Origin of the sequence: Streptomyces sp. NPDC048197 (assembly GCF_043202395.1) — a bacterium.
GTDB lineage: Bacteria > Actinomycetota > Actinomycetes > Streptomycetales > Streptomycetaceae > Streptomyces > Streptomyces siderophoricus.
Map to the genome: position 1 here is coordinate 87,941 of NZ_JBIDAJ010000031.1, position 9,578 is coordinate 97,518.

The window sequence follows — 9,578 nt, forward strand, 5'->3', positions numbered from 1 at the left end:
GAACGGGGAGGTCAGGTATGACAGCCGAGGACGCACATCGCTCCGCGCAGGGCCGACCGGGACGGCTGGGCCGCGGCACGCTGCTGCTGATGTCCGTCGCCACCGGTCTGTCCGTCGCGGGCAACTACTTCGCCCAGCCGCTGCTCGATGTCATCGGCCATGACCTGGGGCTTTCGGCGTCCACCGCCGCGCTGGTGGTGACCGTCGCACAGATCGGCTACGGCCTCGGGCTGCTGCTGCTCGTTCCGCTCGGGGACCTGGTGGAGCGGCGGCGGCTGGCCGTCGCACTGTGCGCGGCGACCGCCGTCTTCCTCACCGTGACGGCGAGCGCGACCAACGCCGCCCTGCTGCTCACCGGCACCGCGCTGACCGGCCTGGCCTCGGTCGCGGCGCAGGTCGTCATGCCGTACGCGGCCACCCTCGCCGCCCCCGAGGAGCGCGGCCGGACCGTCGGCACCCTCATGACCGGTCTGCTGCTGGGCATCCTGCTCGCCCGTACGGCCTCCGGGACCCTCGCCGAGCTGGGCGGCTGGCGCACCGCGTACTGGGTCAACGCCGGGCTGATGGCGCTGATGGCCGTCCTGCTGCGACTCCGGCTGCCGGCCCTGCGCACCACGGCCGGGCTGCGCTATCCGGCGCTGCTGCGCTCCACCCTCGCGCTGTTCGCCCAGGAGCCGGTGCTGCGGTGGCGGGCGGTGCTGGGCGCGCTGACCTTCGCGGGCTTCAGCGCGCTGTGGACGGCGCTGGCGTTCCTGATGTCGGGGCCGGCCTACGGCTGGCAGGAGTCCGCCATCGGTCTGCTGGGGCTGGTCGGCGCGGCCGGCTCGCTCTCCGCCTCCGCCGCCGGCCGGCTGGCGGACCGCGGACGGGTCCACCACGTCGCCGGCGCCGCGGCGTTCCTGCTGCTCGGGTCCTGGGGGCTGCTGGCGCTGGGCGGCGCGGGCGGCACCTGGTCGCTGGCGGCGCTGCTGGCCGGGGTGATCGTGCTGGACCTCGCCGCCCAGGGCATGCACGTCAGCAACCAGAACCTGATCTACGGCGTCCGCCCCGAGGCCCGTAACCGCCTCAACTCCGCCTACATGACCAGCTACTTCGCGGGCGGCGCGGTCGGCTCGGCACTGACCTCGGTGGTGTGGTCCGCCGGGGGCTGGGCCTGGGTGTGCGCCATGGGGGCCGGGCTGGCGGCGGCCGCGGTGGCGGTGTGGCTGCTGGACCGGCTGGCGCGCCGCCGTGCCCGGCCGGCCGGGGCGGGGCGGGAGCAGGAGCCGGCCGCGGTGACGGTACCGGTCACACGATGATGGTGCCGCCCTCTTCGCGGAGGGCCCGCTCGGCACCGGGGTGACCCAGGGCGGCGGCCTTGCGGTACCAGGCCCGGGCCTCGGCGGGCTCGCCGGCCTTCTTGTGCAGCTCGGCCAGGCGGAAGGCGCCGTGGGGGTCGCCGGATTCGTAGGCCTTCTCGTACTAGGGGCGGGCTTCTTCCGGACGGTCCCGGCACTCCAGGAAGATGCCGAGGTTGGCGGCGGCGAGGGCGCTGCCCTCCTCCGCATCCTCCTGGAGTTCCAGGTCGGTGCTGTCCACGGGCGACACCGCATCGAAGTGGTCGCGCAGCCGCTGCGCCGCCTGCTCGTCGCCGGAGTCCGCCGCGCGCCGCAACCACACCTCGGCGGTTCCGCGGTCGTTCCACAGCAGGAGCATGCTCGCCCAGCGCCCCGCGGCCTCGGCGCAACCGGCCCGGATCGCGTCGTAGTAGCTCCCGAAGGCGCCGTTGTCGTCCCCGGCGGCCAGCCGCAGATCACCCCACAGATACGCCGCCTCCACGCTCCCGCCCTCCTTCCCGACGCCCAGCCAGCGCTCCGCCCGCTCCCGCAGCAGCTTCCCCAGCAGCGTGGCCGCCTCCGCGTCCCCCGCCTCCGCGGCGAGCTCCAGGTACGGTTCGGCGGCCTTGCCCTCGCCCCGGTCGGCCAGCATCCGGCCCAGCCGCCCCGCGGACTCCGGACGCCCCGCATCCGCCGCGCGCCGGAACCACTCCTCGGCCTCCGCCCGCTCCCCCAGCGACTCGGCCACCAACCCGAGGTTGTGCAGCGCCGTGCCGTCGCCCGCCTCGGCGGCCCGCCGGAACGCCTCGCGTGCGGCGGCCGCGATGGCCGGGTAGTCGTACGTGTCGTCCGTCCGCGCCACCGCCAGGGCGAAGCGCCAGATCCGGCCGTCCACCGGCGGCAGGGTCTCGTGCCGCTCGGCCGCCTCCAGCAGGAAGGGGGCGACCCGCCAGGTGTCACCGGTGCCGCGCACCAGGAACCGCAGCAGGCCGTGGCGCCGTTCCCTCGCCCAGGCCTGGGCGTCCGGCACCGCCTCCCGGTCCATACCGGTCACGTCCGCATAGCCCTCGTGCGCCTTGACCAGCAGGTCCATCGGCAACGGGCCCCGCAGACCGCAGCGGGCCAGGTCGAGGGCGGCCCGGACCAGGGCGTGGCCGCGCGGGTGGCGGTCGGCGCGGCGGGCCCGCCACCACTCGTCCCAGAGCAGCGGCCCGAGCGTCAGATAGGCGGCCACGCCTTCCGGGCCGCTGGAACAGAGCGCGTCGACCAGCCGCGGGTCGCCCGTCCGTCCGGCGCGGTGCGCCAGCCGCGCCCGCTCGGCCGGGCTCCACTCGCGGGCCAGCTCGATGACGGTCGCCAGGTCCAGTACCCGGCCGTGCGGGGTGTGCCGGTGCTCGTCGTAGGCGTCCTCGCGCATCGTGGCGAGCACGGTCACGCCCAGCGCGGTGAGCTGGGACAGCAGCCGTGGCTCCAGGCCGCCTCCTCCGCCCCCGCCGGCGGCGTCGCCGAGGTGCCCGTCGAGGTCGTCCAGCCAGAGGACGTACCGGCCCGGGCGGCCCTGTAACAGGGCGGGCAGCCCGCGCAGGTCCGCGCCGCGCGCGGGCGCGAACACCCGGAATCCGGCGAGCCCTTGGGCCATCGCCTCCAGGGCGGTACGCGACTTGCCGGCGAACGGTTCCCCGAGCACCAGCACCAGGCCGCCGGCCTCCCGGGCCCGGGTGACCGCGGCGATGAGGGTGTCGTCGCGGTCCCGGAGGACATACGGCGGCAGCGGCGGGAGGGCCGGGATCCGGTGTGTGGGGCGCACGCCCAGGGCGACCGGGTCGACGTCCTCGGCCCGCGGCCAGCCGTCGGGGTCGGGCAGCGCGGCGGGGAACGAACTGGCCTGGAACGTCAGGGAGTTGATGGTCTCCGCCTGGATGAGGTGGCCCGCGCTGCCGCCGGTGACGGAGTTACGCACCCGGGGGGCGGGCCGGCCGGCCGAAGCGTCGGACAACTCCTCGCAGAGCGCCCGGAGTTCGCCCGCGGCCTCGGGGTGCTGCTCCAGCAGGCCGCGCAGACTGGCCTGCCAGCGCGCGGTGGCTTCCTCCGGCGACTCCGGCGGCTCCGGCGGCTCCGGGGCCGTACCGGTGGACGGCTCGTCCGCCGGCCGCGGCGGCGCAGCGGCCTCCGTCCCGTGCGCGGCCTCGTGAGGGGTGTCGTGCGCCGCCTCGTACGGGGTGTCCGAGGTGTCGTGCGCGGCCTCGGACGGGGCATCGGCCGCCGCCCGCCGGAAAAGCTCCGCGACCCTCAGCCGGGCGTCGGCCCAGGCGTCCGTCGCCATGGCCTGCACCACTGCGCTCGCCCCCACGCTCGCCAGCGCCGCCAACTCCGCTTCCACGCCCGCCCCCTCAACACGCCCTGCACCAACGGTACTAAGGGGTGCCGCCCTCCGCCGCCAGCACCGCGTCGCGGTAGGCGCGGGCCGCCGCGCGGAGCGCCGCCTCCGGGTCGGTGCCCTCCGCCTCGGCGCGGAGCGCCATGGCCAGGAGCTCGTACCCGATGCCCCGGCCGGCCGGCAGCGGCACGTCCAGGCCCGCCGTGCGCACCCGCGACGCCAGCTTCGCCGCCAGGGCCAGGCCGGGCTGGGCCAGCGGCACGCCCTCGGTCACCGATCCGCGCTGCTTCTCGACGGCCTTGGTGCGTATCCAGTGCGCCTTGACGTCCTCCGGGGTCGCCGCCTCGGCCTCCCCGAAGACATGCGGATGGCGGTGGATCAGCTTCTCCACGATCGTGCCCGCCACGTCGTCGATGGAGAACGGCTCCTCCGGGTCGTCCTGGGCGATCCGGGCGTGGAAGACGACCTGGAGGAGCACGTCCCCCAGCTCCTCGCGCAGCTCGACCCGGTCACCGGCCTCGATGGCCTCGACCATCTCGTACGCCTCCTCCAGGCCGTACTTGGCGAGGTCCTGGTGGGTCCGGATGCTGCTCCAGGGGCACTCGGCGCGGATCTGGTCCATGACCTGGACGAGGTCGAGCAGCCGGGCGCCGGGCAGGTCGTACGAGCCGGGCAGCAGCTCCAGGTCGGGCATGGTCTCGCGGCCGGAGCCGGCCAGCCGGGCGAGTCCGTCGGTGAGCGCGCTCTCGCCCTCCGCCGAGGTCAGCACGACGGCCGTACGGTCCTCGGGGACGCAGTAGTCGACCAGCTCACGGGCGGTCGGGGCGGCGGTCTCCACCGCGATCCCGGCCTCGCGCAGATACGGCAGCTGCGGATGGTCCGGATCGGCGCACAGCACCCGCTCGGCGGCGCGCAGGACCTCCCACGCGGGCCAGGACAGCAGCCCGGGGGCGACCCGGTGGCTGGTGGTGAGCAGGACCAGGCGTCCGGTGCCGGGGCCCTCGGGGCGGGCGGCGGCGCCGGCGTCGGCGGCGGAGGCGTCAGCGTTCACCCATCGAACGTAACGCACCCCACCGACAACCCCACCGGCACCGCCCGGCGCCCGCGCCGCCGCCCGCCCGGATCAGGTCTGCTGCCGCACCGGGGCGGCGGCGATCCACGGGTCCTTGGTCTCGCCGAGGATGACCTGCCGGTCGTCCCACTTGCCGAAGCGCGGATTGACGTCGATCCCCATCGACCGGGACGTCCGGGCCAGCGACCGGGCCAGCTTCTGCTGGCCCTGCGGCTTGCCACGGTCCGCGCCGAGGTGCCGGGCGATTCCGTCGAGCAGCAGCTGGTTGCGGACCGTGCCGTCGACCTCGTCGGGGGCGATGCCCTGCTGCAGCCACATCGCCTGCAGCCGCTCGGCCCCGCCGGCCTGCTTCTCGGCCTTGCCGCGCCACGCCTGGACGTCCTTGCGGCTGACCGTCACCCCGGCGTCCTTCGCGCCGCGCGCCAGCACCTCGTCGAAGATCATGCCGTTGAGCGTGGCCAGGCTGAGCCGGCCGGTGTTCGTGATCAGCTGGCCGCCCTGCGGGGACCTGGCCTGCGCGGCCCGTACGTCCCGGACCTTCGCCTGCAGCTGGGCGACGGTGATCCGCTTGCCGTCCACGATGGCGGCGGCACCGGGGTGCGCCTGGCCCCCGCAGGCGGTGAGCAGCGGTGTCGCGGCCAGCAGAGCGGCGGTGGCGGATACGGAGAGCGCTGTCCTACGGCGGAACACATGGCCTCCCGGCAGATCGTGCGACGGAGTCTCGACCTTGAGTGATCGATGCTATGAAGTCGGCGTGGCCCAGGCCACTGCTTCGGCCAACGATCTGCGCCCTGGTCGGTTTCTGCGCCCCGCACCCGGCCCCGCCCGGCCGCCCGGCCGATCCGGACGGTCTGCGGCCCGCCCCGCACGGCGCACCGCACGAACGCCGGGCGTGGCGTGACTCAACGGGCGTCTGTGGCGTTGTCCCCATAGTCCGGCGGGCCCCAACCGGTGAGAAAGGTGGCTGGAGTGGACATCGCGGAACAGGTGCGGACCCTGTTGACGACGAAATTCGGGGTGGATCCCCTCTCCGTGAATCCGGAGGTCCCGTTGCGGAAGCTGGGGGTCGACTCGCTGGCGCTGGAGGAGCTGCGGCTGCTCATCGAGGACGGTCTCCAGGTGGATCTGGAGGACGTCGAGCTGACGCCCCGGGACAGTTACGGCCAGCTGCTGGCGGCCGTGCACGTGGCGGCCGCGTGAGCCGCCCGGGCCGGGAGCCCCGCCCGGTCCCGGGCGGTTGCGCGACCGGCCCCGCGCAGCAGCCGTACGCGGCTGCCGTGACCGGTCTGGGCATGCTGACCGCCGCCGGCGCCGGGTCGGACGCAAGTTGGCGGGAGATCACCCGCGCCACCACACCGTCCGGGGTGCGCCGGCCGGCCGAACTGCAGGACCTGCCCACGGACTTCATGTACCTGGTCGACGGCCTGGACGTCGACCAGGCTCTGGACGTCGCCTCCCGCCGCCTGATGGACCGTTTCTCCCAACTGGCGGTGCTGGCCGCCCGCGAGGCCGTGGCCGACGCCGGGCTGGACCCCGCCGGGTGGGACGGCGACCGGGTCGCGGTCCTCATCGGGACCGCCAACGGCGGGCTCCCCGCCTACGACGAGCAGCACACCGTCCTCCTGGAGCGCGGGCCGCGCCGGGTCTCCCCCGTGCTGGCCGCGCTCACCACCGGCAACAGCGCCGCAGCGAGCGTCTGCCGCGATCTGGCCGCCCGCGGTCCGAGCCTCGCGGTGAACACCACCTGCGCCTCCGGTACCGACGCCATCGGCCTGGCCCGTCAGCTGCTGCGGGCCGGCATGTGCGACATCGCCCTCGCCGGCGGCGCCGAATCGGCCTGCTCCCGGCTGCTGGTGGCGAGCATGTGCAAGATGAAGGGCCTCTCCACCCGGCGGGACGACCCGGCCGCGGCCTGCCGCCCGTTCGACGCCGACCGGGACGGCTTCGTGCTGGGCGAGGGGGCCGGGCTGCTCGTCCTGGAGCGGCCCGAGCACGCCCGGGCCCGGGGCGCCCGGATCAGGGCCGAGATCACCGGCTACGGCTCGTCCAACGACGCCTACGCCCCGGTCGCCCCGCATCCCGACGGTGCCGGCGCGGAACGCGCGCTGCGCGCCGCGCTGGCCGACGCCGGCGCGGACCCGGCCGACATCGGGCACGTCAACGCGCACGGCACCTCGACGGTCCTCAACGATCTGATCGAGGGCACCATGCTGCGCCGGGTGCTCGGCGAACACCCCCTGGTCACCTCGACCAAAGCCATGACCGGCCACACCCTCGGCGCGGCCGGCGCCATCGAGACCGCGTTCACCGTGCTGGCGGTGCAGCACCAGCTGGTGCCGCCGACGGCGAACCTCGTGTCGCCCGACCCCGACATCCCCGTCGAGGTGGTGGCCAAGGAAGCCCGGCCGGCGCGGCTGGACTGCGCGGTGAAGACCTCACTGGGGTTCGGCGGGCACAACGCCGCCCTGGTCGTCAGCCGCGGGTGAGCCCACCGCCGGTCCCGGCGTGGCACCCACGCGAAGGAGACGCATGAGCAACGAAGCGGTCCACGCCCTGAGGGTGGACGGGCTGTCCTACTCCTACCGGCTGGTGCGGCAGCCGGCGCCCCGGACCGAACCGGTGCTGGTGCTGGGCGGCGCGCTGCAGGACAAATACGGCTGGCAGCACCTCGACGAGCCGGTGTCGCCGCTGGCGAGCCTGATCACCATCGACCTGCCGGGCTCCGGCAACGCCGATCCGCTCCGCCCCGACCAGGGCCTCGCGACCATGTGCCGGGCGGTCGAGCACGTCCTCGACGACCTCGGGGTGGCCCGGGTCAACCTCTTCGGGTACTCGTTCGGTTCGGCGATCGCCTTCGCCTTCGCGCAGCGCCGGCCGCACCGGATCGCGCGGCTGCTGCTCGGCGGCGTGCCGGCGCACATCACCCACGCCCAGCTGTCGTTGTGGCGGCAGGCCGCGGCCCGGATGGCGGCCGGTGAGCCGGAGGAGTTCGTCGACCTGGCGCTGAAACTGTGGCTGTGCCAGGACGAGAGCCGCTTCGTACGCCACCGCAAGCTGGTGCACCGCTACGTCAAGCGCCTGATCATGCATGCCGTCACGCACATCCCGCACGGCTTCACGGTCCTGGACCGCTCGGCCACCGAGGAGCTCAACCCCTCGGGCGGGCTGACCGGGGTGCCCGCGCTGGTCTTCTGCGGTGAGCACGACACGGTGTCCTCGCCCGAGAAGCAGCGGGAGTTCGCGGCCACCATCGAGGACAGCCACTTTTTGACCATCGCCGAGTCCGACCACTGGGTCGCCCTCGAACGCGCCCAGGCGGTGGTCGACCTGGTCGTCAGGTTCTTCACCGATCAGCCCCTGGACACCGCGGACTACCTGGTCACCTGCGAGCCGGCCGGACTCTGAAAACTCACGGGCGCCCGGCACCGAAGCCAGCGATCATGGCCCGCGCGAGGAATCGCGTGAGAAGTCGTCCGAGGAGTGATGTCCATGACCGCTGTCCCCGATGGTCCCACCGGTGTGCCCGCCGATCCGACCGTTCTCCACCCGATGCCGGAACAGCCCCGGGTCGTCCTGCTGAAGCCGCTGGTCACGTCGCCGCTGATCGAGGTCGGCGACTTCACGTACTACGACGACCCGGACGACCCGACCGCGTTCGAGACCCGCAACGTCCTCTACCACTACGGGCCGGAGAGGCTGGTCATCGGGAAGTTCTGCGCGCTGGGCGAGGGCGTGCGGTTCCTGATGAACGGCGCCAACCACCGCATGGACGGCCCGTCGACCTTCCCGTTCCCCATCATGGGCGGCTCGTGGAGCGAGCACTTCGACCTGATCACGGGGTTGCCGGGGCGCGGTGACACGGTGGTCGGCAACGACGTCTGGTTCGGCCACCGGTCGATGGTGATGGCCGGCGTCCGGATCGGCCACGGCGCGGTCGTCGCGGCCGGCTCGGTGGTCGTCGACGACGTCCCCGACTACGCGATCGTCGGCGGCAATCCGGCCCGCGTCATCCGCCACCGCTACGACGCCGCGGACATCGCCCGCCTCCTGGACCTGGCCTGGTGGGACTGGCCGGTCGACCACCTCACCGCGCATCTGCGCACGGTCATGTCGGGCACCGTCGACGCGCTGGAGGCGGCGGCCCCGAAGCCGTAGCCCGCGCCGGGCGGAGCCGGTTGTCGGTGGGCCGGTTGTCAGTGGCGGCTGCCATGCTCGACGTATGGGAGTGCTCTACGGCTATTACGCCGCCGCCGACGACGAAGAGGCCGCCCGGGCCGTGCTCCGGGACGGCGACCGGCCGACCGGAGGTGACGACGACGAACTGGTCGTCAAGGGCGTCGATCCGGCGGACGACCTGCTGCTCGCCGAGTCCCTCATCACGGGCACCGCGGCGAAGGCGCTGCTGACCACGCCCCGCCGGTGCTCCCTGATACCCGTGCGCGGCGGGGGCGAGGTGGTCGCGGTCACCCTCACCGACGACTTCCGCGACGCCCTGGCCTCCTTCGACGCCGCGCTGCTGCCCGACGTCGCCCAGGGCTGGGCCGCCGCCGGCGACTTCTTCACCCCGCCCGACCCGGACTCCCTGGCCCGCTTCCTGACCGGCCTCGCCGCGCTGGCGAGGCGCGCCGTCAGCCGCGGGCAGCACCTCTACTGCTGGATATGCCCGTAGCGGGCGCCCTCACGGCGGACTCCACCACGAGCGCCCTCGACGTGCGCCCCTAGATGAATGAGTCCGATGTTCTCAGTGGTCGAAGGCGATCAGGGATCGTTTGATCTTGGCGCCAGTGGCCCAGTTGTGCCAGATGCAGGCTGC

Annotated in this window: 9 protein-coding genes; 6 read left to right on the plus strand and 3 right to left on the minus strand. The window is 74.2% G+C overall.

Features of this window, described 5'->3' with window-relative positions; genetic code table 11:
- Nucleotides 1-17 precede the first annotated feature (17 nt).
- Nucleotides 18-1,298, plus strand: a complete 1,281-nt coding sequence (locus tag ACGF4C_RS30700) for an MFS transporter (RefSeq protein WP_393570558.1) — start codon at nucleotides 18-20, stop codon at nucleotides 1,296-1,298.
- A 163-nt stretch (nucleotides 1,299-1,461) separates the two neighbouring features.
- On the opposite strand, the gene ACGF4C_RS30705 is transcribed toward ACGF4C_RS30700, so the two are convergent.
- From ACGF4C_RS30705 to ACGF4C_RS30715, 3 genes are all read right to left on the minus strand, one after another.
- Nucleotides 1,462-3,696, minus strand: coding sequence for a tetratricopeptide repeat protein (locus ACGF4C_RS30705; RefSeq protein WP_393570560.1), 2,235 nt, complete (start codon nucleotides 3,694-3,696; stop codon nucleotides 1,462-1,464).
- Nucleotides 3,697-3,730: 34 nt separating this feature from the next.
- Nucleotides 3,731-4,744, minus strand: coding sequence for a nucleoside triphosphate pyrophosphohydrolase (locus ACGF4C_RS30710; RefSeq protein WP_393570562.1), 1,014 nt, complete (start codon nucleotides 4,742-4,744; stop codon nucleotides 3,731-3,733).
- 72 nt (nucleotides 4,745-4,816) lie between these two features.
- The gene (locus tag ACGF4C_RS30715) at nucleotides 4,817-5,455 is read right to left on the minus strand and encodes a SurA N-terminal domain-containing protein (protein ID WP_393570564.1); all 639 of its coding nucleotides are present in this window, start codon (nucleotides 5,453-5,455) and stop codon (nucleotides 4,817-4,819) included.
- A 279-nt stretch (nucleotides 5,456-5,734) separates the two neighbouring features.
- Here ACGF4C_RS30715 and ACGF4C_RS30720 point away from each other — a divergent pair, with 279 nt between their 5' ends.
- The 5 genes from ACGF4C_RS30720 (at nucleotide 5,735) to ACGF4C_RS30740 (ending at nucleotide 9,434) form a co-directional block, all read left to right on the plus strand.
- Nucleotides 5,735-5,965 (plus strand): acyl carrier protein, encoded by a 231-nt coding sequence (locus tag ACGF4C_RS30720; protein WP_030414316.1) that lies wholly within the window; start codon nucleotides 5,735-5,737, stop codon nucleotides 5,963-5,965.
- A gap of 77 nt (nucleotides 5,966-6,042) precedes the next feature.
- On the plus strand, nucleotides 6,043-7,251 hold the full coding sequence (locus ACGF4C_RS30725; protein WP_393570567.1) for a beta-ketoacyl-[acyl-carrier-protein] synthase family protein: 1,209 nt from the start codon (nucleotides 6,043-6,045) through the stop codon (nucleotides 7,249-7,251).
- A 43-nt stretch (nucleotides 7,252-7,294) separates the two neighbouring features.
- Complete coding sequence (locus ACGF4C_RS30730; RefSeq protein WP_201803710.1) at nucleotides 7,295-8,170, plus strand: alpha/beta fold hydrolase; 876 nt, start codon at nucleotides 7,295-7,297, stop codon at nucleotides 8,168-8,170.
- A gap of 84 nt (nucleotides 8,171-8,254) precedes the next feature.
- Entirely contained in the window at nucleotides 8,255-8,920 is a 666-nt protein-coding gene (locus tag ACGF4C_RS30735; protein WP_393570570.1) for a CatB-related O-acetyltransferase, read from the plus strand.
- 64 nt (nucleotides 8,921-8,984) lie between these two features.
- Entirely contained in the window at nucleotides 8,985-9,434 is a 450-nt protein-coding gene (locus ACGF4C_RS30740; RefSeq protein ID WP_393570572.1) for a hypothetical protein, read from the plus strand.
- Nucleotides 9,435-9,578 lie beyond the last annotated feature (144 nt).

Bases quoted from the DNA above. Each gene is read 5' to 3' on its own strand.
- ACGF4C_RS30700 (WP_393570558.1), top strand. From the start codon at position 18: ATGACAGCCGAGGACGCACATCGCTCCGCGCAGGGCCGACCGGGACGG.
- ACGF4C_RS30730 (WP_201803710.1), top strand. From the start codon at position 7,295: ATGAGCAACGAAGCGGTCCACGCCCTGAGGGTGGACGGGCTGTCCTAC.
- ACGF4C_RS30735 (WP_393570570.1), top strand. From the start codon at position 8,255: ATGACCGCTGTCCCCGATGGTCCCACCGGTGTGCCCGCCGATCCGACC.
- ACGF4C_RS30740 (WP_393570572.1), top strand. From the start codon at position 8,985: ATGGGAGTGCTCTACGGCTATTACGCCGCCGCCGACGACGAAGAGGCC.